The organism is Stenotrophomonas sp. WED208 (assembly GCF_040984485.1).
Taxonomy (GTDB): Bacteria; Pseudomonadota; Gammaproteobacteria; order Xanthomonadales; family Xanthomonadaceae; genus Stenotrophomonas; species Stenotrophomonas riyadhensis.
On record NZ_JAZARB010000001.1, the window covers coordinates 760,325 to 786,987 of the forward strand.

The following is a 26,663-nucleotide window of genomic DNA, read 5'->3' on the forward strand; positions in this document are numbered from 1 at the left end:
GCCCGAGGCATGCCTCGGGCCCATGCGGCTCACGCCCCTGCGCAGCCCACCTGCCCGGCCACGGACAGGTTCCGTGCGCATCCATCCACGGAAGAGAAAAGAAGATCAAAAGCAAAGGCAGCCTGGCAGGCTACCTTTTGTAGAGCCGAGCCCACGCTCGGCTGCTTTGCGGCCGGTCCGCGAAGCCGAGCATGGGCTCGCCTTTACACGAGCAAGCGCAGCGCGCGATCCGCTTTTGATCTTCTTTTTCTTCTCCGTGGGTGGCAGGCCACCGAAATCTGTCAGAGGCCGGTCGGGTTGGGTTCGCGGGGGTGTCAGCCGCATGGATGCGGCTGCCAAGCCTCCAGGGACGGATTCACGGCGTCCCCCGCGCACCCAACCCGACCGACCCACTCGCAGCTTTTGCTTTCAGCGCACCAAACAACCCCACCCACGAGGGGCTGCGCCGTTGGCTGGAATCACCCGCGATGCCGCACCAGCAACTGACTCATCAGCGCCCGCAGCGCCGGCGGCTTCACCGGCTTGGCCATCATTCCCCAGCCACGCTCGGCGGCCATCTCACGCAACCCCGCATCGCGCTCGGCAGTGACCAGCACCACCGGCGGACGGGCCTGCCACAGCTCTGCCAATGTCTCGTACAGCACCGGGCCATGGTGGTCACCCATGCGCACATCCAGCAGCACCAGCTCCGGCACGGTTGCCGTCGTGGCCAACTGCAGCGCTGCCTGCGGGCCGTCAGCCAGCACCACCTCGCAGCCCCAGCGCTCCAGCAACGCGCGGCTGGCTGCGCAGACGTGCGGATCGTCGTCGATCACCCACACCCGGCGCCCACGCAGCGGATTGTCCGCCGCCGGTTCCTGCACCAGCACGGGCGCGGGTGCCGTGGCGGGAATCGCGCTGGCGTCGCCGATCGGCACACCCACTGCGAACACGCTGCCCTGGCCAAGCTGCGAGCGCAGCCGGATCGGGTGGCCGAGCAGGCGACCGATACGGTCGACGATCGCCAGGCCGAGGCCGGCACCGCGCTGCTGGCCGTCGTGCAGGCGGCGGAATTCCTCGAAGATTTCGCCCTGCAGCGCATCGGGAATGCCGGGACCCTGGTCGTGCACTTCGATCCACAGCATGCCTTCGCGGCGACGGCAGCCGAGCAGCACGCGGCCGCGCTCGCTGTAGCGCAGTGCATTGGACAGGAAATTCTGCAGGATGCGGCGCAGCAGCGCTTCATCGCTGACCACTACGGCATTGGTATCAACCCAGTCGACCATCAGGCCGCGTGAGTGCGCGGCGATGCCGAACTCGCGCGCCAGCGTCTGCAGCAGCGGCCCCAGCCGGAACGCCTGCACGCGGGTGGGAAGGCTGCCCGATTCCAGCCGCGCAATGTCCAGCAGGCTGTTGAGGATCGCATCCTGCGCGGCAAGTGCAGCGTCGATGTGATCGCTGGTCAGCTGCTGCGCCGGGTCGCTCAGCTTGCCGCGCAGCACCGAGACGAACATGCGCGCGGCATTGAGCGGTTGCAGCAGGTCGTGCACCGCAGAGGCGACGAAACGGGTCTTGTAGCGGTTGGCCTGTTCGGCTTCGCGGCGTGCTTCGTCCAGATCGTGGGTGCGCTCGGCGATGCGGTGTTCCAGTGCATCGGCCAGCGAGCGCAGTTCGCGCGCGGCGTTCTTGTAGCTGGTGATGTCGGCGTAGCTGGTGACGAAGCCACCATCGGGCAGGGGATTGCCGCGGATTTCCAGCACCGTACCGTCGTCCTTCTCACTCTCGCGCATGTGCGGGCGACCGCTGCGCAGGTGGTTCAGGCGGCGCTCGATGGCCTCGTCCACCGGGCCGGGACCGAGCAGGCCACGGCGTGCGTTGAAGCGGAACAGTTCTTCGATCGGCCGGCCCACGCGTACCAGGTCCACCGGGAAGCGGAACAGCTCCAGGTAGCGCGAATTCCACGCGACCAGACGCAGTTCGCGGTCGATCACCACCACGCCCTGCGGCAGGTGTTCGAGGCTGCGGCTGAGGCCGCTGTCGGCATCGGTAGCGGCCTGCAGCAGGCCATCCTGCGCGGTGCGCAGTTCCTGTGCATGCTGCTTGAGCAGGGTTTCCAGCTCGCGGCGGCTGCGCAGGCGATGCTTGGCCAGGCGCCGGCGCTGCTGTACGAACAGCACCAGGAAGCCCAGCGCCAGCCACGCGGCACCGCCGGTAAGTGCGGCCGCACGGCCGGCAGTGGTGGCCGCACTGGCGTCGTGCAGCAGGTGCAGGTTCCAGCCCTCAGCGGGCAGCGGCAGGCTTTGCCACAGCATCGGCTGCGGCAACGCCGGATCCAGCAGGCGTACCATGCGGCCGCCGTCGGCCAGTACATCCTCGGTGCGTGCGCGCAGTGGCTGCAGGGTGCGGTCGGCGTACTGGCGGGCGTCCAGCATTTCGCGGCGCTCATCGGCGCCCAGTGGGCGCAGCAGGCGGTAGCGCCAGCTGTCACGGTTGGCCAGGAACACCACATCGTGGTCGTCACTGGCGAGCACCACATCCGGGCTGCTCAGCCACTCCTGCTCCAGTGCCGACAGCTCGACCTTGATCACCACCACGCCGAGCCGCTTGCCGTCTTCCTCGATGGCCTGCGACAGGTAATAGCCGGGAACGCCGGTGGTCATGCCGATGCCGTAGAAGCGGCCGCGGCCCTGCGCCAGCGCCTGGCGGTAGTAGGGGCGGTAGCTGTAGTTCTCGCCGACATTGGTGGTCGGCTGGTCCCAGTTGCTCGCCGCCACCGCCACGCCATCGTGACCGACCAGGGTCAGGGTGGAAGTGCGGGTGACTTCGTTGGCGCGTTGCAGCTTGAGGTTCAGCCGCTGCCGTTCAACAGGGGAGGGCGGCACGCGCAGTGCGTGCAGAAGGTCCGGGTCAAGCGCCAGCACCTGCGGCAACGTACCGAAGCGGTCGATGCGCTGCTGCAGGCCCTGGCCGTACAGCTGCAGCTGGCGCTGCACCTGGCTGCTTTCCTCGCCGAGCGCGCGGCGCCAGGCGTAGTGGCCTGCGGCGACCGCGCACAGCGCGGTACCGCCGACCATCACCAGCAGGGTCAGCAACAGCATCCGATGTCGGCTGAGCCAGTACATGGCGGCAGTCTACGCAGGGCCGGCGGGCGTGGCGTGCACGCCCGCCGGGGTCTGACGTGGAAGGGGTCAGAAGTGCATCTGCGCGCGCAGCTCGAAGATCTCCGGCGTGCTGTGCACGCCACGACGGCTGGCGTCGACCTTCACGTAGTTGGCCTGGAACTTGAAGTGGCTGGTCAGGTACCAGTTCGCACCCAGGGTGAGGTCGTGCTGGCGGCCACCGAGGATGTCGCCGTCATCGAGATCCAGGCGGCTGTAGCGGGCCACCAGTTCCACCGCACCGTAGTTGTGCGCCGGCTTGATGTTGGCCACCGCGCCGGCGTTGTACGGGCGCGATTCGCCGGTCAGCACCCAGCTGGCCATCGCGTACTGGCCGCTGCCGGTGTAGTCGGGCTTGCCGTCATGGCGGGTGACCGTGGCGCGCAGCGCTTCGGCCTGCAGCGAGAACGGGCCGCGGATCCAGATGCCTTCCAGACCGGTGCGACGGATCTGGTCGGCAGTGACCAGCGCGCCGGAATCGACGTAGCGGATGTCGGTCAGGCCGGCTTCCGGGCGCGCGCGCAGGCGGGCGCTGGCCTCGTGGTGCACGTCGCGGCCATCGCTGTAGCCACGCGGGTTTTCCTGCGAGTAGGCCAGGCCCAGGTGGATCACATCACCCGGTGCCTTCACCGGCGTCCATACCGCACGCACGGCCTGGGTGGTGCCGGGGTTGTCGCCCTGCAGGTCCTTGCCGCCATAGGCGCCGGCCTGCAGCAGGTACTGCGGACGCTCCAGCACCCATTCCACACCGGTACGGCGGCCTTCGTAGAAGGCCTGCACCGGCAAGGAGGTTTCAAGGAAGCTGCCGGCACGCGAAGAGGTATTCGCATCCAGGCCGACCGGGGTCTTCATGTAGCCGAAGCGGAAACGGCCGACGTCGCGGCCGAAGAACGCCTTGCTCTCGAAGCGCACGAACACGTCCAGCCAGGTGTCAGCCTGGAAGTCGTAGTAGACCATTGCATCGTAGACGCCCTTCTTCTTCAGCGTCGCGCCGAATTCCTTGCGGCGCACGGCATCGTCGTCCTCGAGGCCACTGGCTGAAGAGAAGTCGTTGTAGTCGTAGGCGATGTTGGCGGTGGCCGCCAGTTCGGTGCCATCGCCGAAGGTGTACTTGGTCGGCCAGTTGTCGAAATCGGCAGCCGAGGCGAAGGCGGGAAGGGCGGCCAGCGACAGGGCCAGCAAGGTGGGAATCGGGCGCATGTTGGGTGCGGCTCTCTCAGATTGCGTGTGGACAGGACAACAACGGCCGCAAGGGCCGGAACTTTCGCAAAGACGCGCCCGGCCGTTCAGCTCGGGCCACCGGCCTCCCCAGGATCGGGCGGTGCGGCGCCAGTGTAGGCACCGTGGCCACCTGAACCGGGGGGCTAGTACCAATAGGTTATCTGCGCCGGCGTGCCCGGCGCGTACAAAGGCGTCCATTGGTCGCACCCCCTGCGCGTGCTGCACAGGGCCTGCGAGCAGTTTCCACGGTAACGGTTCCCGCGCTGTCCTGGGGCCGTACGTGCCTGAAAACGCCCCTTCCGGAGTACGCCATGCACATCCCGACCGCAGCCCCGGCGCCTGCAAAGCCGTTGCCGATTTATCGTCAGCTGTACTTCCAGGTGATCGTGGCGATCGTCCTGGGCGCCATCCTCGGCCACTACGAGCCGCTGGTTGGCGAGAAGATGAAACCGCTCGGCGATGCCTTCATCAACCTGGTGAAGATGATCATCGCGCCGGTGATCTTCCTGACCATCGTCACCGGCATCGCCAGCATGACCCACCTGCGCACGGTGGGCCGCGTGTTCGCCAAGGCGATGGCGTACTTCCTGTTCTTCTCCACGCTGGCGCTGATCGTCGGCATGGTCGTGGCGCACGTGGTGCAGCCCGGCGCCGGCATGAACATCAACCCGGCAGAGCTGGACCAGACCGCGGTGCACAGCTACGTCGAGAAGTCGCACGACCTGACCCTGGTCGGCTTCCTGATGGACATCATTCCGAAGACGCTGGTGAGCGCCTTCGTCGACGGCAACATCCTGCAGGTGCTGTTCATCGCGGTGCTGTTCGGCATCGCGCTGGCATCGGTGGGCGAGAAGGGCAAGCCGATCCTGAACTTCCTGGAGGCGCTGGTCGCCCCGGTGTTCAAGCTGGTGCACATCCTGATGAAGGCTGCCCCGATTGGTGCCTTCGGCGCGATCGCCTTCACCATCGGCAAGTATGGCGTCGGTTCGCTGGTCAACCTGGCCTGGCTGGTGGGCTCGTTCTACCTCACCGCGTTCCTGTTCGTGGCGGTGATCCTGGGTGTGGTCTGCCGCCTGTGCGGGTTCTCGGTGTTCAAGCTGGCACGCTACCTGAAGGCCGAACTGCTGCTGGTGCTGGGCACGTCGTCGTCGGAGTCGGCGCTGCCGTCGCTGATGGAGAAGATGGAACGTGCCGGCTGCAGCAAGTCGGTGGTGGGCCTGGTGGTTCCGACCGGCTACTCGTTCAACCTGGACGGCACCAACATCTACATGACCCTGGCCGCGCTGTTCATCGCCCAGGCCACCAACACCGAACTGACCCTGGGCCACCAGATCGCCCTGCTGCTGGTTGCCATGCTCAGCTCCAAGGGCGCGGCCGGCGTCACCGGTGCCGGCTTCATCACCCTGGCCGCCACCCTGGCCGTGGTGCCGGAAGTGCCGGTGGCCGGCATGGCGCTGATCCTGGGCGTGGACCGCTTCATGAGCGAATGCCGCTCGTTGACCAACTTCATCGGCAATGCGGTCGCTACCGTGGTGGTCTCGCGCTGGGAAGGCGCACTGGACCGCAACCGCCTGCAGCTGGCGCTGGATGGCCGCGAGAGCGAACTGCCGCCGCCGGTCGATGCGCTGCCCGAGGCGCTGCCGGCCAAGGGCTGATCCAGGTGTGTGGTACCGCGGGGCCGATCACGACAGTGGTACGGCCCCGCGGCGTTTCAAGGCGACCCATGGCTGTCATGGGGAGCGCCGAAGCTGGTCTCGCGGTACCGTCGCATACGGCACGGAATTGTGCGGTCGCAGCATGCTTGCGACAGGATAGCGACAGGTCCAGACGCTCCAACGGGGGTATCATCCCCTGTCCCTTCTGCCCATTCATGTAACCCACATCGATGTCCAACGAAGATTTCAAACAGGCCGCCCTCGATTACCACCGGATGTCCCCGCCGGGAAAGATCAAGGTTTCCGCTACCAAGCCCATGCTGACCCAGCGCGACCTGTCGCTGGCGTATTCGCCGGGCGTGGCGTACGCCTGTGAAGCGATCAAGGCCGACCCGCAGCAGGCCAGCGAGCTGACCGCCCGCGGCAACCTGGTGGCGGTGATCTCCAACGGCACCGCGGTGCTGGGCCTGGGCAACATCGGCGCGCTGGCCGGCAAGCCGGTGATGGAAGGCAAGGGCGTGCTGTTCCAGAAGTTCGCCGGCATCGATGTGTTCGACATCGAAGTGGACGAAACCGACCCGGACAAGCTGGTCGACATCATCGCCTCGCTGGAGCCGACCTTCGGCGGCATCAACCTGGAAGACATCAAGGCGCCGGAATGCTTCGTGGTCGAGCGCAAGCTGCGCGAGCGCATGAAGATCCCGGTGTTCCATGACGACCAGCACGGCACGGCGATCATCGTCGGCGCGGCCGTGCTCAACGCGATGGCGATCACCGGCAAGAAGATCGAGGACGTGAAGCTGGCGACCACGGGCATGGGCGCAGCCGGCATTTCCTGCGTGAACATGCTGGTGCAGCTGGGCCTGAAGCCGGAGAACATCCTGGCCTTCGACCGCGAGGGCGTGATCCACACCGGTCGTACCGACCTGGACCCGGAAAAGCAGCGCTATGCGCGCGACACCGACAAGCGCACCCTGGCCGAGATCGTCGACGGCGCGGATATTTTCCTGGGCCTGTCGGCACCGGGCATCCTGACCGCCGAGATGGTCAAGACCATGGCGCCGGATCCGGTGATCTTCGCGCTGGCCAACCCGACCCCGGAAATCATGCCGGAAGTAGCGCGTGCGGCGCGCCCGGACGCGATCATCGGCACCGGCCGTTCGGACTACCCGAACCAGGTCAACAACGTGCTGTGCTTCCCGTACCTGTTCCGCGGTGCGCTGGACGTGGGTGCCACCGCGATCAACGAGGAAATGAAGATCGCCTGCGTGCGCGCCATTGCCGCGCTGGCCCGCCGTGCCGCCACCGACATGGGCTCCGCCTACGGCGGCGAGACCCCGAGCTTCGGCCGTGAGTACCTGATCCCGCGTCCGTTCGACCGCCGCCTGCTGGTGGAGCTGTCGGCCGCCGTGGCCCAGGCCGCGATGGATTCGGGCGTGGCCTCGCGCCCGATCGACGACATGGGCGCCTACCGCGACAAGCTGGCCCAGTTCGTCTACCGCACCAGCCTGATGATGAAGCCGGTCTACGACCGCGCGCGCAGCGACAAGCAGCGCGTGGTGTATGCCGAGGGCGAAGAGGAAGTGGTGCTGCAGGCGGTGCAGAACGTGGTCGATGACGGCCTGGCGCACCCGATCCTGATCGGCCGCCCGGAAGTGATCGAATCGCGCATCGAGCGCCTCGGCCTGCGCCTGAAGATCGGCGAGAACGTTGAAGTCACCAACATCAACGACGACCCGCGCTTCAACGAGTACTGGCAGTACTACCACGGCCTGACTGGCCGTCGTGGCGTGACCGTGGCCGCAGCGAAGAACCTGATGCGTTCGCGCCCGACCCTGATCGCGGCGGTGATGGTGGCGCGTGGCGAAGCCGATGCGATGCTGACCGGCATTGTCGGCCGCTTCCACAAGAAGCTGGGTTACGTGCGCAGCGTGCTGCCGCTGGAGCCGAAGGTCACCTCGACTTCGGCGATGACCGGCGTGATCAACCAGCAGGGCGTGTTCTTCTTCGTCGACACCCATGTGCAGGAAGACCCGACGGCCGAGCAGCTGTGCGAAGCGACCCTGCAGGCGGCCTACCGCATGAAGCTGTTCGGCATCGAGCCGAAGGTGGCGCTGCTGTCGCACTCCAACTTCGGCAGCCACGATTCCAAGGACGCGCTGAAAATGCGCCAGGTGCGCGAGCTGCTGCTCAAGCGCAACCCGCGTCTGAACGTGGACGGCGAAATGCAGGGCGACACCGCATGGGACGAAGCGCTGCGCCAGAAGCTGCTGCCGGGCTCGACCCTGCAGGGCCGTGCCAACCTGTTCGTGCTGCCGAACCTGGAAGCGGCCAACATCGCCTACAACCTGGTGCGTGTGTTCACCGACGGCGTGGCGATCGGCCCGATCCTGATGGGCGTGAACAAGCCGGTGCACATCCTGACCACCAGCGCGACCTCGCGCCGGATCCTGAACATGACCGCGATCGCTGCGGTCGATGCGCAGATCAGGAAACAGCTGGAAGCGGAAAAGAAGGCGTAAGCCTTCTTTCCAGCGACAGCTGCAGAAACGCGCCCCATGGGGCGCGTTTCTGTTTCCGCGAAGCGGAAACGGGTAGAGCCGGCCGCTGGCCGGCAACCACAATGATGTCGAGGTACGACGACAGCCGGCCAGCGGCCGGCTCTACCGTAGGGCAACTGCAACCGGGCTCGGACACGCCGCGACAGCCGGCCAGCGGCCGGCTCTACCCCGGTCTGTGCCACACGCGCTACGCAACCCGGTCATTTCCCTGCAACGCCATTGCGGCCCAATACGCCCACGCGGCCCGGCCGTGGGAAGGGACCGGACCGGCCTTCCCACCCTGGGCCCGACCACCTCCCCATCGGCGAAAGTGTCATGCGCAATCGAGTGACCCGGCGGTACTTCCAGCAGCTGTTCGCGCTCTACGCCGGTTTCGTGCGGTCGCGCTGAGGCCGCCAGCTGCCACGGCACGTCGGGCATCCGTGCCCATCGTGCACGCGGCTTACTGCGCCGTGCTCGGCGCCAGCAGCTCGATCTCCGCCAGCGGCATCCGGCCCGGTGCGACCAGGCGCAGTCGGTATTCGCTGTAGCGGCCGGGTTTGGCGATGCGGAACGGACGGGTCTGGCGGGCAGACGCGAAGTCTTCGCCGCTGCGCTGGTCGAGCACGGTCCAGCTGCCGCCGCCGTTGCGTGCCTCCAACGTCCACTCACCGCCCTGGATGCGGCCGTCACCGCTGGTGAGCGTGTACATCGTCGGCGTGCCGTCGCTCAGTCCGGTCAGCGCGATGGTTGCGCCGCCGCCCAGACCCACGGTGGTGCTCGCATCGTCATCGACCAGTGCGGGCAGGGCACGGCCATCGGCCAGCATTGCCTTCGCGCCGCTGCCGAGCAGGTCGTGCAGCAGTTGCGGGCGCTGGCCGCGCGCGGTCAACGAGCGCGGCACATCGTCCACGCCGCTGCCCCAGCGCGAGGGACGGGGTCCCATCACGAAGTCGAGGGTCGCGCCCTTGGCGATCAGGTCGTGCGGCACCCAGGTCTTTGTCCACGGCGTACCGTTGATCTTCAGCGACTGCACGTAGACGTTCTCGCGCGAGTTGTTGGCCGCGTTCACGGTCAGCACCGCGCCACCCTGCAGCTCCACCCGTGCATGCTCGAATGCCGGCGAGCCGATCACGTACTCCGGGGCGCCCATGCGCAGCGGGTACAGGCCCAGCGACGCCAGCACGTACCATGCCGAGGTTTCGCCGTTGTCCTCATCGCCCGGATAGCCCTGGCCGATCTCGCTGCCGACGTACAGCCGCGACAGGATCTCGCGCACGTGCTGCTGGGTTTTCCACGGCTGCCCGGCATACAGGTACATCCACGGGATGTGGTGCGCAGGCTGGTTGCTGTGCGCGTACATGCCCATGCGCACGTCGCGTGCTTCGGTCATCTCGTGGATGGTGCCGCCGTAGGAGCCCGCAAGTGCCGGATCCGCGGTTTCCGGCGTGGCGAAGAAGGTATCCAGCTTCGCCGCCAGCTTTTCGCGGCCACCGTACAGCGCGGCCAGGCCTTCGCCGTCATGGGCGGCGGTGAAGGCGAAGGTCCAGCCGTTGGATTCGGTGTAATCGTGGCCCCACACGCGCGGATCGTAGTCCTTGGCGTCCACGCGCCAGCGGCCATCGGCCTTGCGGCCCTGGAAGAAGCCGGCGGCAGGGTCGAACATCGTCGCGTAGCTGGCGGCGCGGTGGCGGAAGTAGTCGGCCTCGGTGCTGTAGCGCTCGCGTGCGGCAGGTGCGGTCGCGCGCTTGGCCAGGGCATCGGCCATGTTGGCGATGCCGAAGTCATTGAGTGCGCCTTCCATCGTCCACGACATGCCCTCATGCACGTCGGCGCTGGCGTAGCCCCGGAAGGTCGAACGGTCCATGCCCTTGCGGCCGACATGGCGGTCGGGTGGTACCACGGTCGCGTTCTTCAGCGCGGCGGCATAGGCCTCGGCCGGATCGAAACCGCCGATGCCCTTCAGCCAGGCATCGGCGAACGCCACGTCAGAGCTGGTGCCGACCATCAGGTCGGCGTAGCCCGGCGACGACCAGCGCGCGATCCAGCCGCCGGCACGGTACTGCTCGATGAAGCCCTGTACCAGCTGCCCGGCATCCTCCGGAGTGAACAGCGCATAGGCCGGCCAGGTGGTGCGGAAGGTGTCCCAGAAGCCGTTGTTGACGAATACCTTGCCGTCGCGCACGGCGGCGTAGCTGCGGGTCGCGCTGCCCTCGGTGTTGTCATCGCTGGCGCTGGCCTGGTTGGCGTAGCGCCACTCCGGTGCGGCGGCGCTGCCCACGTTCTCGTGGCCGGAATTGGGGTACAGGAACAGCCGGTACAGGCTGGAATACAGCGTGGTCTTCTGGTCGTCGCTGGCATCGCCGATGTCGAAGCGGCCCAGGCGCGCGTCCCATGCATCCTGCGCACGGCCGGCCACGCTTTCCAGCGTATCGGCTGCGGCGATTTCCAGGGCGAGGTTGTGCCGTGCCTGTTCCACCGAGATCAGCGAGGTGGCGATGCGCATGGTCACCCGCCGGTCGCTGCCGGCATCGAACTTGATGTAGCCGGTCGGTCGGCCGGTGCCGATGCGCCCGCTGCTGTGCCACGGCCTGTCGAAGCTGGCTGCCACGTACATGCGGCTGGCGCCATTGGACAGCCCGCTGCGCGTATCGGTGTAGCCGGACAGTGTCTGCGTGGCAGCGTCCAGGGTCAGGCCACCGCGTGCATCGACATTGTCGAACAGCAGGTTGGCGTCGCCGCCCTCGGGGAAATCAAAGCGGAACAGCGCGGCATGATCGGTCGGCGCGATGGCGGCCGCGATGCCGTTGTCGAAGCGAACGTCGTAGCGATACGGGCGCGCGCTTTCATGGCTGCGGTCGAACGACAGCGCGCGCTTGCGGCGGTCGGCCTCCGGCACACCACGACTGGCCGAGGGCATCACCTGGAAGGTCTGGCGGTCGCCCATCCACGGGCTGGGCTGATGGCTCAGCGCAAGCGCCTGCAGCTGCGGGCGGTTCTGCGCGTCGTTCTGCTCGTTCCAGCGGTACAGCCAGTTCAGCGCACCGGCATCGGTGACCGGGGTCCAGAAGTTGAACCCGTGCGGCACCGCCGTGGCCGGGAAATTGTTGCCGCGCGAGAAGGTGCCGTTGGCCTGGGTGCCGCGGGTGGTCAGCACCCAGTCGGAGACGCGCGCTGGCTGCTGACGTGGCACTGTGTCCAGGCGCACGTCATCAATCCAGCCGGAGACCGGTGCGCCGTCGGCACTGGCCACCTCCAGTTCGATCGCCACCACACGGCGGCCCTTCAGCGCGGGCACATCGCCCAGCCGCACCGCCTTGCGTGCCCATTGCTGTGGGTACAGCGTCTTCGAGTCGCCCTGCGCGCGTGCGCCGATGGCTACGCCGTGCTGGTCGCGTGCAGTGCCGGCCGAAACCCGACTGCCATCGTCCAGCAGCAGGTCCAGTGACACATAGGTCGAGGCCACGGTGTCCTTGCCGACGATCTCCGGCAGCACCAGCCACGACAGGGTGGTATCGGCCTCGATGGTCATGTCCGCCTTGAACAGCTCGCGCCGCGCGCTGCCGCCTTCGCTGCTGTAGCGCAGTGCGTGCAGGCCGCTGTAGCCGGCATTGCGCTTGGCGGCGTAGGGCGCCGCGGGGCCGTTGCCGATCGTGACCTGCAATGCGCCTGTGGCCGGTGCCGGAGCCGGCTGGCCCGGTTCGAACGAGGTCTGCAGACCCTGTGCCAGTACCGGCATCGCAGTGGTCGCACAGGCAAGGGCCAGGGCGAGCGGAAGCAGGGCGCGGCGTGGATCGGACAGGGTCATGCAAGGGTCTCCCGGGAGGGCAGGCGGCGGGCAGAACCCGCATCGGCAGACACCACGGGCAGCATCGCTCCGCCCGCCTGGATGGCAGTGGAAGAGGCGATGCTGGTCCGGTGGGGGCGGGCCATGCGATCGGGTCGGATTGGGCAGGTCGGGCTGCGACCTGGCCCGATCCTGCAACAGCCACAGCGGCCTGACAAGTGCCATTTAGTTCGATCCAAATGCGGGAAATATCGTGGTCGAGAGGTTTTCGGGGTGAACCTGCAGGATCGATGGGAGAATTTCCGCCCGTGCCCGGCCTTGGATCTGCCGTGCATCGCTGCGAGGAAGCGCCCGGCGGCACGCAAAGGCCTGTTGCGGCGCAATGTCGAGGCGGCCCGGATGCTAGAATCACAGGCCTCGCAACCCGTTCATCGACATCCGCCATGAGCCATACCGCCACCGCGCCCGCCAACGCCGAGAAGCGCTACACCGTGCACCGCAGCGATCTGCCGCTGAGCTGCCCGACCCCGGAAATGGCGCTGTGGAACTCGCATCCGCGCGTGTACCTGCCGATCGAAGACGAGCCCAACGGCGAAGCGCAGTGCCCGTACTGCGGTTCCGTGTTCGTGCTGGCCGACTAAGCGGCCGCCCCTTCGATGCGCCGATTGACCGTGGTGCAGTTGCTGCCGGCGCTGCACTCCGGCGGTGTCGAGCGCTCGACCCTGGAAATTGCTGCGGCCCTGGTCGCCGCCGGCCATCGTGCGCTGGTGGTCTCTGCCGGTGGCCGCCTGGTGCAGCCACTGCTCGACAGCGGTGCCGAGCATCTCACGCTCGACATCGGCCGCAAGTCGCTGCTGACCCTGCGCCACCTGCCGACCCTGCGCCGCCTGTTCGCCGAGGTTGGCGCCGACATCGTGCATGCCCGTTCGCGGCTGCCAGCCTGGCTGGGCCTGTACGCGATCCGCGCGATGCCCGCCGCGCAGCGCCCGCATTGGGTGACTACCGTGCACGGGTTGAACTCGCCCAGCCGCTACAGCGCGGTGATGACCAGCGGTGAACGCGTGATCTGCGTGTCCAATACCGTACGCGACTACGTGCAGCGGCATTACCCGACCGTTCCCGAGGCGACCCTGCAGGTGATTCCGCGTGGCGTCGATGTCGGCCAGTTCCCACGCGTGGCGCGTGCCGATCGCCGTCCGCGGCTGGCGCTTGCGGCCGATTACCCATGGCTGGCGCACGTTGAAGGCCCGCTGCTGCTGCTGCCGGGGCGTGGCACCCGGCTGAAGGGCCACGCACACGCATTGCAGCTGCTGGCGGATGTGCGTGCCGCCGGCGTGCCGGCACAGCTGTGGATGCTGGGCACCGATGAGCCGGGCCGTGAAGCCTACGTGGCCGACCTGCGCCGGCAGGCCGTTGCTTTGGGCGTGACCGATGCCGTGCAGATCAGCACGCCGACCGCGCGCATCGCCCAGGCCTATGCGGCCAGCGACCTGGTGCTGCAGTTGTCGGACAAGCCCGAAGCGTTCGGCCGCACCGTGGTCGAGGCGCTGTCGGTCGGCCGCCCGGTGCTGGGCTGGGACCATGGTGGCGTCGGCGAACTGCTTCGGCAGCTGCAACCCAGCGGCGCGGTGCCGCTCGGTGATGCACGCGCGCTGGGTGAACGTGCGCTGGCCCTGCTGGCGCAGCCACCGTCGTTGCCGACCCGCATCCCGTTTACCCTGCAGGCCATGCAGCGCGATACCCTCCGCCTCTATGCCGATCTCGCCGGCTGATCCCGCCGTCATCCTGCGCGACGACCGCGCCGGGCGCTGGGCGCCCTGGTGGGTGCTGGCGTACGTGGCGCTGTGGCCGCTGCCGGGCATCGCTGAAACCGTGCTCGGGCTTGGCGCGCTGTACGCCGCCGCGCGCATGGTCATGCGCCGGCTGCAGCGCCGCCCGCATCTGCTGAGCACGGCAGCCTGGGCACTGACCTCGATCCTGTTCCTCGGCTACTGGCTGCCGCAGGCGTTCTCGGCCATCGATGCCATTGATCCGGCGGCGTCCTGGACCAAGGCTGCTGCGGGTCTGCGCTACCTGCCCTTCATGTGGCTGGTGGCGATCGCGGTGGCCACGCCGGAACGGCGACGCCTGACCTTCGGTGGCCTTGCGTTGATCACCGCTGCGTGGACGCTGGATGCGCTGGTGCAGGCGGCAGCGGGTACCAGCCCTTGGTTCTGGTCGCTGGAACACCTGAAGCTTGCGGTGAGCGGTCGTGCACTGTGCCCGGCAGATGAGGCCGCATTGGCCGACCGGCTCAGTGGCGCCCTGGGGCCGTGCAACCTGAAATTCGGCCAGGTTCTGGCCAGCCTGTCGCCGTTCCTGTTGCTGCCGGTGGCGCGCCGCTTCGGTAATCCGGGCTGGCTGCTGGCGGCCGCCACGCTGGGAAGTGTGCTGCTGCTGGCCGGCTCGCGCGCCTCGTGGATCACCTTCGCACTGGTGCTGGCCTACAGCGGCGTGCGCCAGTTCGGCTGGAAGCGGTTGGCGGTGCTGGCACTGGTGGCCGTTCTCGGAGCTGGCGTGCTGACCGCCAGCGTGCCGCAGCTGCGTGAGCGCTTCGCACGTACGGCGATGGCCTGGGAGGGCGGCGACCGTGGTGTCGACGAGGCGCTGTCCGGCCGTGCGAGGATCTGGGAAGCGGCTGTCTGCATGATCGAGGAGCACCCGATCAACGGTGTCGGCGCGCGTGGCTTCCGCGATGCCTATCCGGCCTGCGTGGCCGATGAAGACCCGGCGGTGTGGGGCAGTGCGCCGGCATTGCACGCCCATCAGATCGTGCTGGAAATCCTGGCGGAGACCGGTGTGCTCGGCCTGCTGCTGTGGCTGGCGGCGGTCGCCCAGGCCTGGCGGGCATGGCGCTATGCACCGCCGGCCGCGCGTGACCGCGCCCGCCCGGCGATGCTGGCGCTGGCAGTCACGGTGTTCCCGCTCAACACGCACCTGGCGTTCTATTCCGCGTTCTGGGGTGGTCTGACCGTGCTGCTGGCGGCCCTGTTCGCCGGCAGCCTGCTGGCCCGCGACGCAGACGATTCCCCGCCGATGCAGTAGCTGCCAACCTTGGTTGGCTCCCCGGGACCGGCCTCGGTTCATCGGCGCCAACCAAGGTTGGCGACTACCACGAGCATGCCGGCCCTTCCACCGCATCCGGTTATTTGTAGAAATCGCTCCGGCCGCCGGGCTGGCGCTTGAAACGGCGGTGGATCCACAGGTACTGGTCGGGCGCCTCGCGCACCATCTCTTCGATGGCCTGGTTGACCCGCGTGGTATCGGCTTCCACATCCTCGCTGGGGAAATTCTCCAGCGGTGCACCAATCTTCAGGATGTACTTCCCACCTTCGCGGCGGTGGAAATAGGGGATCACCGCGCAACCGGTCATCCGCGCCAGCTGGTGGGTGGCGGTGATGGTGGAAGCAGTGTGGCCGAAGAACGGCACGAACACGGTGTCCTTGCCACGCATGTCCTGGTCCGGCGCATACCAGAGGAAGCCGCCCTTCTTCAGGTGGCGCACGGTGGCGCGGATGTCCTCGTTGGCGAACATCGCCTTGGCATAGCGCAGGCGGCCGAACTTCACCGCCCACTCGTACACCGGGTTCTTGTGCTTGCGGTACATGCCGGACAGGTCGACGTAGTCGCACAGCAGGCGGCCGCACATCTCCAGGGTCATGAAGTGGCCGGAGACCAGCAGCACGCCACGTCCTTCGGCCTGCATCTGCCGCAGGTGTTCCAGGCCTTCGATCCGCACCTGCGGGCGGATGCTGTCGATGCTGCCCCACCAGGCGCGGATGCACTCGAACACGCCCACGCCCAGAGCATCGAAGCTGTCGCGCACCAGGCGCTGGCGCCAGGCTTCGTCCTTCTCGGGGAAGCACAGTTGCAGGTTGACCTCGGCGGCGCGGCGGCGGCTGCCGAGCAGGCGCCAGGTGATCCAGCCGACGCCCCGGCCCAGCGCGCGCTGCAGCATCCACGGCAGGCGGGCGATGGCGAAGGCGCCGAACATGGCGGCGAACATCGGCCAGTTGCGCGGATCGCGCAGCGACGGGCGGACGGCGGTGGAGGCATCTGACATGGGGCCATTCTACCAAGGCGGCCGCGTGTCTTTCCCGGGGGGCTCCCGTATCCTTGCCGCATGCGTAAAGACCCTGTCGAATGGATCCTGCGCGGCCTGTACTCGGCTGTGCTCTACATCCTGCTGCCGATCACCGTGTACCACCTGGTCTGGCGCGGCTTCCGGGTTCGCGAGTATTTCCGGCGCTGGGACGAGCGCTACGCCTCCTATCCACAGCCGACCGGCCAGCCACGGGTCTGGCTGCACGCGGTGTCGGTGGGCGAGGTCAATGCCGCCGCACCACTGGTGAACGCCCTGCGCGAGCAGCGCCCGGACATCCGCTGGGTGATCACCACCATCACCCCGACCGGTTCGGAGCGCGTGCGCGCGCTGTGGGGCGATGCGCTGGACCACGTCTACCTGCCGTACGACGTGCCGGGCAGCGTCAACCGCTTCCTCGGCCATTTCCGGCCCAGCCTGGCACTGATCCTGGAAACCGAGCTGTGGCCGAACATGCTGTTCGGCTGCCGTGACCGTGGGATTCCGGTCTACATCCTCAATGCGCGCCTGTCGGCACGTTCGCTGCGCGGCTACCGGCTGCTGGCGGCGCTGATCCGGCGCGCTCTGCGCACCGTCACCTGCGTGGCCGCGCAGTCGCAGGACGATGCGGACCGCTTCGTGCAGCTCGGCGCTGCCCCGGAGCAGGTGCAGGCGCTGGGCAACCTGAAGTTCGACATCACCACGCCGGAGGTGCAGGGCTTCGTCGAGCAGTTTCATGCCCGGGTGCCAGCCGGGCGTCCGGTGTGGATCGCCGCCAGTACCCACGATGGCGAAGAACAGGCAGTGGTCGACCTGCACCGCCGCCTGCGCCAGCAGCATCCCGACCTGCTGCTGCTGTGGGCGCCGCGGCATCCCGAGCGCTTCCCGAAGGTGGAGGCGCTGGCGCGCGAGCAGGGCTGGAACGTGGCCACCCGGCGCGCGAAGCAGTGGCCGGAAGCGGGCACCGACGTGTTCGTCATCGACACCCTCGGTGAACTGATGCCGTTCTACGCCTGTGCCCAGGTCGCCTTTGTCGGCGGCAGCCTGCAGCCGATCGGTGGCCACAACCTGCTGGAACCGGCAGCGATGGGCACCGCTGCCGTGACCGGCCCGCACCTGCACAACTTCGCCGAGATCTCGCGCCGCATGCGTGAGGCGGGTGCACTGCTGATCGGTGAGGACGTGCAGGCGGTCGGTGACCTGTTGCAGCACCTGCTCGACGATGCACAGGCACGCGAAGACATGGCGCGCGCTGGCTGCACGCTGGTGAGCAATGGCCGCGGCGCCCTGCAGCGCACGCTGGCGCTGGTCGCGCCGCATCTGCCGCCACCGCGCAGCTGAGACGGGCGCCGGCAGCCGGCGCGTCGACTGACGTGATCGACTGCATCAATTCTGCTTAGCGATCGGAATCCTGTCGCAGCAGGACCGGGTACGGGCCTTTCATCGTGTCTTCGATCACATCGCAGCGCCCCCGGTACGGTTTCTGATACCGCCCCTCGGCGCAGGCTGCCAGCCTGCTGTCGACCGAACTTGGGCGGATATCAAGGGGACTTGCGATGGACAGCGACAACGGCCGCGACCGGGATGCCTGCCTTGGCATGGATCATGTCGCGGCGCTGGCACTGGCGCTGCTGCTGGGGGGCAGCGTGATCGCCCTGGTCGGCCAGCACACCGCCGCGCGGGCGGGACCGGCCATCGTACTGAGCCTGGTATTGGCCGCGCTGGGTACTGCGCCGGTGCTGTATTGCCTGCATGTCCTGAACCAGCAGCGACCCGCCGACGGGGGCCTGCATGGCGTGCTGCAGGCCAGCTGGGGCAGGGTGGGAGCGGGCGTACTCAGCGGCGTGCTGCTGCTGGAACTGGTGGTGACCAGTGCGGGCGTGGCGCAGTCCATCGCCGGCCACCTGCAGGTGCTGCTGGCCCACTGCGGTATCGAGGCCGGAAACGGGATGCCGGTTCAGCTGCTGGCCGCCACCGGTCTATGGCTGCTTGGCATGGTCGGGCTGCTGCCGCCACGTCACGTCGCATTGATTGTCTGTGCGCTGCTGACGGTGAAGATCGGCATTGGCCTGCTGCTGCTGGCACTGGCAGCCCGTTACGTGCACTACGCACTTTGGATTCCATGGTTGCCGGAAGCCACGGCGCCGTATCGCTACGGGCTGGGTGGGGTACTGGCGGCGAGCGTGCCGCTGCTTGGCGTGTTCGCCAGCGTCGGCCTTGCGCTGGGATTTCCCGGCATGGGCCGGCAGGCGAGGGCACGACAGCCGCTGCTGCTGGCGGGGATGCTGCTGTTGGCCATGCTGCTGTTGATCGTACTTGCTGCGTTGCAGGCGGGCCTGGTGGAGTTCCCGGCATTGGCCAGCACGCGACCGTTGTCGGTGGCGCTGCAGCTGCACCCGCAGCTGCACTGGATGATGCCGTTGCTGCCACTGGCCGGCGCGGCCGGGTTGGCGGCGCTGCTGCTGGTACTGATGATGTTGGCCGCGCGCCTGGCGACGCAGCTGCGGTCTGCGGCCGGCCCTGCAGCGCCCGGCTTCCAGGCGCGACTGACGTGGGTCGCGGTGGTCCTGTCGGCGGCACTGCTGGCGCTGCTGGCACCCATCGGTGCGCTGCCGGTGCTGCCGGGTCCGGCCACCCTGCTGGTGATGGCGGCCTTGTGCCTGGCCGTGCTTCACGTGCAGGTGCCACCCTCGCGCGTCCTGCCGGTGCTTGCGCCCATGGCCGCCATACTGTGCCTGTTGGCCGCAGTGGAGCGGATGCGCGCCTGGCCTGGCTGACGGCCGTGCAAAGGCAACAAAAAAGCCACCCTCGCGGGTGGCTTCTTCATTGCCGGCAGGGCGACGACTCAGTGCGTGGTCGTTGCCGGGTTGCCCGCGTCCTGGGTCAGCAGGCGGTTGACGTCCTGCAGCTCGGCCACGTCCAGCGCACCCAGCGACTGGCTCAGCAGCAGGCGGTTCTGCAGGAAGGTGTAGCGGGCCTGGGCGTAGTCCAGCTGCGCCGAGAACAGGATGCGCTGGTTCTGGATCACGTCCAGCACGGTGCGGGTACCGACTTCCAGGCCGACCTGCGAGGCGTCGTACGCGCTCTGCGCCGAGACCACCGCCAGGCGGCGGGCTTCCACTTCGCTGATGCCCTGCACCAGGGTCTGGTAGGCATTGCGGGTGTTGCGGTCGAGGGCACGCTTCTGCTGCTCGTAGCCGTCCTGGGCGATGTCACGCTGGGCCAGCGCCTGGCGCACGCCGGACTGGGTGGCACCGCCGGAGAAGATCGGCACGCTCAGGGTCAGGCCGATGCTGTTGGTGCGTGCATCCGGCGACAGCGAACCGGCGCCGGTGCTGTCACCCCAGGTCGCGCTCTTGCCCCAGCTGCCGCCCAGCGACAGGGTCGGGTAATGGCCGCCACGGGCAGCCTGCACGCTGGCTTCGGCGGCACTGACCTTCAGTTCCTGCGCCTTCAGCGCCGGATTCTGGTTGGTGGCCTGATGCACCAGTTCGTCGATGTTGCCGCGGTTGGCCGGCACTTCCGGGCGGAAGTCGGCCGGCAGGCCACGCAGGTTGACCACCGGCTGGCCGGTCAGTTCGGTCAGGGCCTGGTAGTTATCGGCCAGGGTGTTCTGCGCAACGATGGTGTTGGCACGCGCCTGGTCGTACTGGGCGCGCGCTTCGTGCACGTCGGTGATCGGCGCCAGGCCCACTTCCAGGCGCTTGTCGGCGAAGTCGAACTGCTTCTTCGCGGCTGCTTCATTGGTCTGCGCGGCGTTCAGCGATTCGATTGCCACCAGCACGTTGAAGTAGGCCGCCGAGGTACGCACGATCAGGCTGTCGTTGGCCGAATCGAGGGTGAAGTCCGCGGCCTTGCTCAGTTCGCGCTGCGAGCGCAGGTTGTTGATCTGGGTCCAGTTGAACAGCGTCTGGCTGCCATTGATCGTGTAGTTGCGGCGCTTGCTGGTGATCGTGCCGGAGTTGGCATCATGGTCGGCTTCGCTGCGCGTGCGGTTCAGCGTGGCCGTGCCGTCGATCTGCGGCAGCAGGGCGGCGCGCGCCTGCACGGCGCCTTCCTTGTCGACCAGCCGGGTCGATTCGGCGGCGGACAGCTGCGGATCGCCGTTGCGCGCCATTTCGTAGACCTGCAGCAGGTCGGCGGCATGGGCGGACAACGGCAGCAGGGCAGTGGCCAGCGCAACAGCGAGGGATCGGCGGATCATTGCGGCTTCCTTGGACTCAGAGGTGGAACTGGGGGGCCGGGGCGGCACCACGCAGGTAATCGATATCGGTCTCGAACAGGGACTCGGTGCTGCCGTCGGCCTTGACCAGCAGGGCCTCCATCGCCGGCGAGCGGCCGTGGATCACGAACAGGCGACCACCCGGACGCAGCCACGAGGCGAACTGTGACGGCACCACGTCGACCGCACCAGTGACACAGATCACGTCAAAGCGGCGTTCGGTCTGCCAGGACAGGGCATCGGCCACTTCCACGCGGACGTTGGTGCCCAGGCCGGAGGCGTCCAGGCGGGCACGCGCGGCGGCGGCCAGTTCCGGGTCGATCTCCAGGCTCAGCACGTCGCGCGCCAGCGCGCCGATGCAGGCCGACAGGAAGCCGCTGCCGGTGCCGATTTCCAGCACTTCGTCACCCGGCTGCAGATCCAGTGCCTGCAGGGTACGGCCCTCGATGACCGGCTTCATCATCTTCTGGCCATGGCCGATCGGCAGTTCGACATCGGCGTAGGCCAGTGCCCGGTGCGCGTCGGCGACAAAGGCCTCGCGCGGCAGGCGGGCCAGGACGTCGAGCACCTTGATGTCCAGCACGTCCCAGGGACGGATCTGCTGTTCCACCATCAGTTCGCGGGCGTGGGCGTAATCAATCGTCATGAGGTTCAAATCCAGCGCAGTGGGCCGGCCATTTTACCGGTGCCGGAGGCCGGCGGCGCGCCCAGAGCATCAGCTGCAGGGTGGCCGGGGTCGCAGTGCCGGAAGTCATCGCGACCTCCGGTTCATTCAGGTTTGCCGTTTCAGCCGGTTCCGGCCCCTCGCGGCGCATAGGCGCGCAGGAAGAAGTCGATGCTGGCGGTCACGTGGGTGAGAGGGTCGCACTCCACCGGTGACAGTGGCATGCCGCACATCATATGCATGTGCACTTCACCCTTGACCAGGGTCAGGAACTGCTGGCCGGCCAGGTAATAGTCGGGGATCTCCAGCTCGCCGCGTTCGCCGCGGGCGCGCAGGAAGTCGGCCAGGGCCTCGCAGGTACGCTCCGGGCCGGCCTGCCAGAACAGCTCGCGCAGGCGCTCATCGGTCTCCGGCGCCATCATCATGCGCTGGATCGAGATCGCCGCATCGGAGGTGATCAGCTCGAAGAAGGCCAGGCCGATGCCGATCAGCTGGTCGCGCAGCGGACCGTCCGCGTCGGCCACGAACAGGGCATCGGGCAGCATTTCAATGCATTTGGACTGCACGGCCTCGGAGAACAGGGTCTCCTTGTCGCCGAAGTGGCTGTACACGGTCAGCTTCGAGACGCCGGCCTGAGCGGCGATGGCGTCCATGCTCACGCCGGTATAGCCCTGTTCGATGAACAGTGCCTTGGCTGCTTCAAGGATCGCCGCGCGCTTGCCGAGGTCCTTGGGGCGCCCGGGTCCGGCGGCCTTGGCAGCGGGCTTGGCCGACGGCTTTCGGGAAGTGGGAGAACTCATCGCAACAATACTAGACCAAGCGGTTCGATATTTATACTATACCGGCCGGTTTATTAAATTGGGCCGGCAGTCGCGGCTCCCCCCTTAGTTGCAACCCTGCGTTTTCAGGACGTTGACCGATGAAGATCGTGCGCTGGATGGGCGGTATGGTGTGGGTGGCTGCGCTGGCAGCCTGTTCGGGACAGGAACAGGCGCCTCAGGCCGCCGTGCCGGTGCTGGTGGTTCACCCGGGCGAGCAGGCCGGGCAGACGCCTGCGGCGTTCCCGGGCACGGTGCGTGCACGCCAGGAAAGCCCGTTGTCGTTCCGCGTTGGCGGCAACCTGGTCAAGCGCCACGTCGATGCCGGCCAACGGGTGAAGAAGGGCGACGTGCTGGCCGAGCTGGACGTGGCCGACTTCGCGCTGCAGGCCCGCGCCTCGCAGGCGCAGCTGGCTGCGGCGGAAGCTGATCTGGTGCGTGCGCGCGATGACCTCAAGCGTTACCAGGTGCTGGCCGACCAGCAACTGGTCAGCCGCTCGCAGCTGGACCAGCAGTCCGCGGCGTTCAAGGCCGCGCAGGGCCAGGCCAACGCCGCCCGCGCCAACCTCGATGTGCTGCGCAACCAGGCCGACTACGCACAGCTGCGCGCACCGGCCGACGGCGTGATCGCCAGCCGCGAGGCCGAAGCCGGGCAGGTGGTGTCCGCCGGCCAGACCATCTTCAACCTGGCTGCCGATGGCGGGCGCGAAGTGTTGATCGACCTGCCCGAGGCCACCATCCGCGACTACGCAGTCGGCCAGCCGGTCGAGGTGGAGCTGTGGAACCGCCCGGGCCAGCGGCTGCCGGGCACGATCCGCGAGATCGCTGCCGCCGCCGATCCGCAGGCGCGTACCTATGCGACCCGGGTCAGTCTGGCCGCCGATGCACTGGCCGATGTCGAACTGGGCCAGAGCGCGCGCGTCTACAGCAGTGCCGGTCGCCACGGCACCCTGCAGCTGCCGTTGGGCGCGCTGCAGCGTGGCGCCAATGGGGCCGCCAGCGTATGGGTGGTCGATCCGGCCAACAGCACGCTGAAGTCCGCAGCGATCACCACCGGGGCTTACGGCAGCGAAACGGTGCCGGTGCTGTCCGGCGTGGGCGCGGGCGACTGGGTGGTCGCCGCGGGTGGCCATCTGCTGCGTGCCGGCCAGCCGGTGATTGCCGTGGATCGGCAGAACCGCCCGGTGCTGAAGCCGGCCGCGCCGGCCGCTGCCGCCAAGGCCAAGGAGTAAGCCGGTGCGCCGCTTCAATCTTTCCGAGTGGGCGCTGGCCAATCGTCCACTGGTGCTGTTCGCGATGCTCGCCTTCGCCTTGATCGGCGCGTGGTCGTACAAGCATCTGGGCCAGTCCGAGGATCCACCGTTCACCTTCAAGGCGATGGTGGTGCGTACGCTGTGGCCGGGTGCTACCGCCGAGCAGGTCTCGCGGCAGGTGACCGAGCCGATCGAGAAGGCGCTGATGAACACCGGCGAGTACGAGTTCATCCGCTCGTATTCGCGCCCGGGTGAATCGCAGGTCATCTTCATGGCGCGCGACAGCCTGCGCTCCAAGCAGATTCCGGATCTGTGGTACCAGGTGCGCAAGCGCGTGGGCGACATCCGGCCGACGCTGCCGCGCGAGATCGTCGGCCCGTTCTTCAACGATGAGTTCGGCGACACCTACGGCAACATCTATGCGCTGACCGGCAAGGGCTTCGACTACGCGGTGATGCGTGATTACGCCGACCGCATCCAGCTGGAGCTGCAGCGCGTGCCCGACGTCGGCAAGATCGACCTGGTCGGCCTGCAGGACGAGAAGGTGTGGATCGAGCTGTCCAACACCCGCCTGGCCACGCTGGGCGTGTCGATGCAGCAGGTGCAGCAGGCACTGGCCGACCAGAACGCGGTCACCGGTACCAGCTTCTTCGAGACCGCCACCGATCGCGTGCAGCTGCGCGTGACCGGCCAGTTCAATGACATCGACGCCATCCGCCAGTTCCCGATCCGCGCTGGCGACCGCACCGTGCACCTGGGCGACATCGCCGAGGTCAAGCGCGGCTTCGCCGACCCGGCGTCGCCGAAGATGCGCTTCATGGGCGAGGAGGCGATCGGCCTGGCCGTGGCAATGAAGGACGGCGGTGACATTCTCAAGCTTGGCGCCAACCTTGATGCCGAGTTCGAACGCCTGCAGAAGACCCTGCCGGCCGGCATGCAGCTGCGCAAGGTGTCCGACCAGCCGCAATCGGTGGAGGAGTCGGTCGGCGAGTTCGTGCGGGTGCTGACCGAAGCGGTGGTGATCGTGCTGCTGGTCAGCTTCTTCTCGCTGGGCCTGCGCACCGGCCTGGTGGTGGGCGTGACCATTCCGCTGGTGCTGGCGATGACCTTCTTCGTCATGCACTACTTCGACATCGGCCTGCACAAGATCTCGCTGGGCGCGCTGGTGCTGGCGCTGGGCCTGCTGGTGGACGATGCGATCATCGCGGTGGAGATGATGGCCACCAAGATGGAACAGGGCTACGACCGCCTGCGTGCGGCCAGTTTCGCCTGGGAATCGACCGCGTTCCCGATGCTGACCGGCACCCTGATCACGGCGGCCGGCTTCCTGCCGATCGCCACGGCCGCATCGAGCACCGGTGAATACACCCGCTCGCTGTTCCAGGTGGTGACCATCGCACTGGTGGTGTCGTGGATTGCCGCAGTGCTGTTCATCCCGTACCTGGGCGACAAGATGCTGCCGGACCTCTTCAATCCGCAGCCGCCGAAGCCGGGCAGCCTGTCCGCGCGCTGGCTGGCCAAGCGCCAGCAGTGGGCCGACCGCTATCCGGCGCTGGCCAACCTGATCGCACCGCCACAGCACGGGCACGACCATGATCCGTACCAGCGCCCGTTCTACCGCAGCTTCCGCCGCTTCCTGGATGCCTGCCTGCGTCATCGCTGGTGGGTGATCGCCGCGACCATCGGCCTGTTCGTGTTCTCGCTGATGATGTTCCGCTTCGTGCCGCAGCAGTTCTTCCCGGATTCGACCCGGCCGGAACTGATGGTGGACATCGAGCTGGCCGAGGGCGCGTCGCTGCGCTCGACCCAGGCCCAGGCCGAGAAGCTGGAGAAGCTGCTGTCCAACCGCGAGGGCATCGCCAACTATGTGTCCTACGTGGGCACCGGTTCGCCGCGCTTCTACCTGCCGCTGGACCAGCAGCTGCCGGCCACCAACTTCGCCCAGTTCGTGGTGCTGGCCAAGGACATCAAGTCGCGCGAAAGCACCCGTGACTGGCTGCTGCATGAGGTGATCCCGAAGTTCCCGGACGTGCAGATGCGCGTGACCCGCCTGGAGAATGGTCCGCCGGTCGGTTACCCGGTGCAGATGCGCATCTCCGGCGAGCACATCGAGAAGGTGCAGGCGATCGCACGCCAGGTCGAGGCCAAGGTGCGTGAAAACCCGCACGTGATGAACGTCAACCTGGACTGGAGCGAGCCGAGCAAGGTGGTGCGGCTGGTGATCGACCAGGAGCGTGCCCGCGCGCTGGGCGTGAGCAGTGCCCAGGTCAGCCAGTTCCTGTCCAGCTCGCTGGCCGGGCAGTCGGTGAGTGTGTATCGCGAAGGCAACCGCCAGATCGAGATGCTGCTGCGTGGACCGGCCGATGAACGCAACCAGCTGGAGCTGCTGTCGAGCCTGTCGATGCCGACCGCCAACGGCGGCAGCATCACGCTGTCGCAGGTGGCGACGATGGAGTACGGCTTCGAGGACGGCATCATCTGGCACCGCAACCGCCTGCCGACGGTGACCGTGCGCGCCGACATCAGTGATGGCATGCAGCCGCTGGACGTGGTGCACCAGATCCTGCCGACGCTCGACGGCATCCGCGCCGAGCTGCCCAGCGGCTACCTGCTGGAAACCGGCGGTACCGTGGAAGATTCGGCACGTGGCCAGAACTCGATCAAGGCCGGCATGCCGCTGTTCCTGGTGGTGGTGGCCACGCTGCTGATGCTGCAGCTGCGCAGCTTCTCGCGTGCGGCGATGGTGCTGGTGACCGCGCCGCTGGGCATCATCGGTGCGACCCTGTTTCTGCTGCTGTTCCGCGCGCCGTTCGGCTTCGTGGCGCTGCTGGGCACGATCGCGCTGGCCGGCATGATCATGCGCAACTCGGTGATCCTGATCGACCAGATCCAGCAGGACATCGATGCCGGGCATGACCGCTGGCATTCGATCATCGATGCCACGGTGCGCCGTTTCCGCCCGATCGTGCTGACCGCGCTGGCGGCGGTGCTGGCGATGATTCCGCTGTCGCGCAGCGCGTTCTATGGCTCGATGGCGATCTCGATCATGGGTGGCCTGATCGTGGGCACGGTGCTGACCCTGGTGTTCCTGCCGGCGTTGTACGCGGCATGGTTCCGGGTGAAGCCGGACGAATCCGGGGCGTGATGCCCCGGCTTCTGCGGCCGGGGTCGGATCCCTTTCCCGCTGGGAATGGGCTCTGACCCCATCCACGTTGTGCACATCCACGCATGGCGTGGATCAACCGC

General features: G+C 67.7%; 16 protein-coding genes. 9 read left to right on the forward strand and 7 right to left on the reverse strand.

Annotated elements, in window-relative coordinates; translation table 11 throughout:
* Nucleotides 1–458 precede the first annotated feature (458 nt).
* Both VPH47_RS03415 and VPH47_RS03420 read right to left on the reverse strand, forming a co-directional pair.
* Nucleotides 459–3,101, reverse strand: coding sequence for a PAS-domain containing protein (locus VPH47_RS03415; RefSeq protein ID WP_368850121.1), 2,643 nt, complete (start codon nt 3,099–3,101; stop codon nt 459–461).
* A gap of 66 nt (nt 3,102–3,167) precedes the next feature.
* Nucleotides 3,168–4,337, reverse strand: a complete 1,170-nt coding sequence (locus VPH47_RS03420; protein WP_180847767.1) for an OprO/OprP family phosphate-selective porin — start codon at nt 4,335–4,337, stop codon at nt 3,168–3,170.
* Between the two features lie 332 nt (nt 4,338–4,669).
* On the opposite strand from VPH47_RS03420, the gene VPH47_RS03425 reads away from it, so the two are divergent.
* Together VPH47_RS03425 and VPH47_RS03430 are read left to right on the forward strand one after the other, a co-directional pair.
* Complete coding sequence (locus VPH47_RS03425) at nt 4,670–6,013, forward strand: dicarboxylate/amino acid:cation symporter (protein ID WP_110713592.1); 1,344 nt, start codon at nt 4,670–4,672, stop codon at nt 6,011–6,013.
* A gap of 230 nt (nt 6,014–6,243) precedes the next feature.
* Nucleotides 6,244–8,535, forward strand: a complete 2,292-nt coding sequence (locus VPH47_RS03430; protein WP_368850122.1) for an NADP-dependent malic enzyme — start codon at nt 6,244–6,246, stop codon at nt 8,533–8,535.
* Between the two features lie 481 nt (nt 8,536–9,016).
* On the opposite strand, the gene VPH47_RS03435 is transcribed toward VPH47_RS03430, so the two are convergent.
* The gene (locus tag VPH47_RS03435) at nt 9,017–12,361 is read right to left on the reverse strand and encodes a GH92 family glycosyl hydrolase (protein ID WP_368850123.1); all 3,345 of its coding nucleotides are present in this window, start codon (nt 12,359–12,361) and stop codon (nt 9,017–9,019) included.
* Between the two features lie 422 nt (nt 12,362–12,783).
* Here VPH47_RS03435 and VPH47_RS03440 point away from each other — a divergent pair, with 422 nt between their 5' ends.
* Genes VPH47_RS03440 through VPH47_RS03450 form a run of 3 tightly spaced genes read left to right on the forward strand, consistent with a single transcriptional unit; the run spans nt 12,784 to nt 15,424 of the window.
* Nucleotides 12,784–12,981, forward strand: coding sequence for a zinc-finger domain-containing protein (locus tag VPH47_RS03440; protein WP_005410967.1), 198 nt, complete (start codon nt 12,784–12,786; stop codon nt 12,979–12,981).
* 15 nt (nt 12,982–12,996) lie between these two features.
* Nucleotides 12,997–14,112: a glycosyltransferase gene (locus VPH47_RS03445; protein WP_368850124.1), complete on the forward strand. Its 1,116-nt coding sequence runs from the start codon at nt 12,997–12,999 to the stop codon at nt 14,110–14,112.
* The gene (locus VPH47_RS03450) at nt 14,093–15,424 is read left to right on the forward strand and encodes an O-antigen ligase family protein (RefSeq protein ID WP_368850125.1); all 1,332 of its coding nucleotides are present in this window, start codon (nt 14,093–14,095) and stop codon (nt 15,422–15,424) included. Before VPH47_RS03445 ends, VPH47_RS03450 begins: the two co-directional genes overlap by 20 nt.
* Nucleotides 15,425–15,524: 100 nt before the next feature.
* Here the strand turns inward: VPH47_RS03450 and VPH47_RS03455 are convergent, their stop codons facing one another.
* Nucleotides 15,525–16,442, reverse strand: a complete 918-nt coding sequence (locus VPH47_RS03455) for an LpxL/LpxP family Kdo(2)-lipid IV(A) lauroyl/palmitoleoyl acyltransferase (RefSeq protein WP_110713586.1) — start codon at nt 16,440–16,442, stop codon at nt 15,525–15,527.
* Between the two features lie 60 nt (nt 16,443–16,502).
* Here VPH47_RS03455 and waaA point away from each other — a divergent pair, with 60 nt between their 5' ends.
* Both waaA and VPH47_RS03465 read left to right on the forward strand, forming a co-directional pair.
* Nucleotides 16,503–17,801 carry a lipid IV(A) 3-deoxy-D-manno-octulosonic acid transferase gene (waaA, locus tag VPH47_RS03460; protein WP_110713584.1) on the forward strand — a complete coding sequence of 433 codons (1,299 nt, stop codon included), beginning with the start codon at nt 16,503–16,505 and terminating at the stop codon, nt 17,799–17,801.
* 215 nt (nt 17,802–18,016) lie between these two features.
* Nucleotides 18,017–19,237 carry an amino acid transporter gene (locus VPH47_RS03465; RefSeq protein ID WP_368850126.1) on the forward strand — a complete coding sequence of 407 codons (1,221 nt, stop codon included), beginning with the start codon at nt 18,017–18,019 and terminating at the stop codon, nt 19,235–19,237.
* A 68-nt stretch (nt 19,238–19,305) separates the two neighbouring features.
* Here the strand turns inward: VPH47_RS03465 and VPH47_RS03470 are convergent, their stop codons facing one another.
* From VPH47_RS03470 to VPH47_RS03480, 3 genes are all read right to left on the reverse strand, one after another.
* Complete coding sequence (locus VPH47_RS03470) at nt 19,306–20,664, reverse strand: TolC family outer membrane protein (RefSeq protein WP_263469149.1); 1,359 nt, start codon at nt 20,662–20,664, stop codon at nt 19,306–19,308.
* 16 nt (nt 20,665–20,680) lie between these two features.
* Nucleotides 20,681–21,328, reverse strand: coding sequence for a protein-L-isoaspartate O-methyltransferase (locus VPH47_RS03475; protein ID WP_005414414.1), 648 nt, complete (start codon nt 21,326–21,328; stop codon nt 20,681–20,683).
* 140 nt (nt 21,329–21,468) lie between these two features.
* A complete protein-coding gene (locus VPH47_RS03480) occupies nt 21,469–22,146 on the reverse strand; it encodes a TetR/AcrR family transcriptional regulator (RefSeq protein ID WP_110713580.1) in 678 nt (225 codons plus the stop codon).
* Nucleotides 22,147–22,265: 119 nt separating this feature from the next.
* Between VPH47_RS03480 and VPH47_RS03485 the strand changes: the two genes are divergently transcribed.
* Both VPH47_RS03485 and VPH47_RS03490 read left to right on the forward strand, forming a co-directional pair.
* Nucleotides 22,266–23,396, forward strand: a complete 1,131-nt coding sequence (locus VPH47_RS03485) for an efflux RND transporter periplasmic adaptor subunit (RefSeq protein ID WP_153854476.1) — start codon at nt 22,266–22,268, stop codon at nt 23,394–23,396.
* 4 nt (nt 23,397–23,400) lie between these two features.
* On the forward strand, nt 23,401–26,562 hold the full coding sequence (locus VPH47_RS03490) for an efflux RND transporter permease subunit (protein WP_368850127.1): 3,162 nt from the start codon (nt 23,401–23,403) through the stop codon (nt 26,560–26,562).
* Nucleotides 26,563–26,663: the final 101 nt, after the last annotated feature.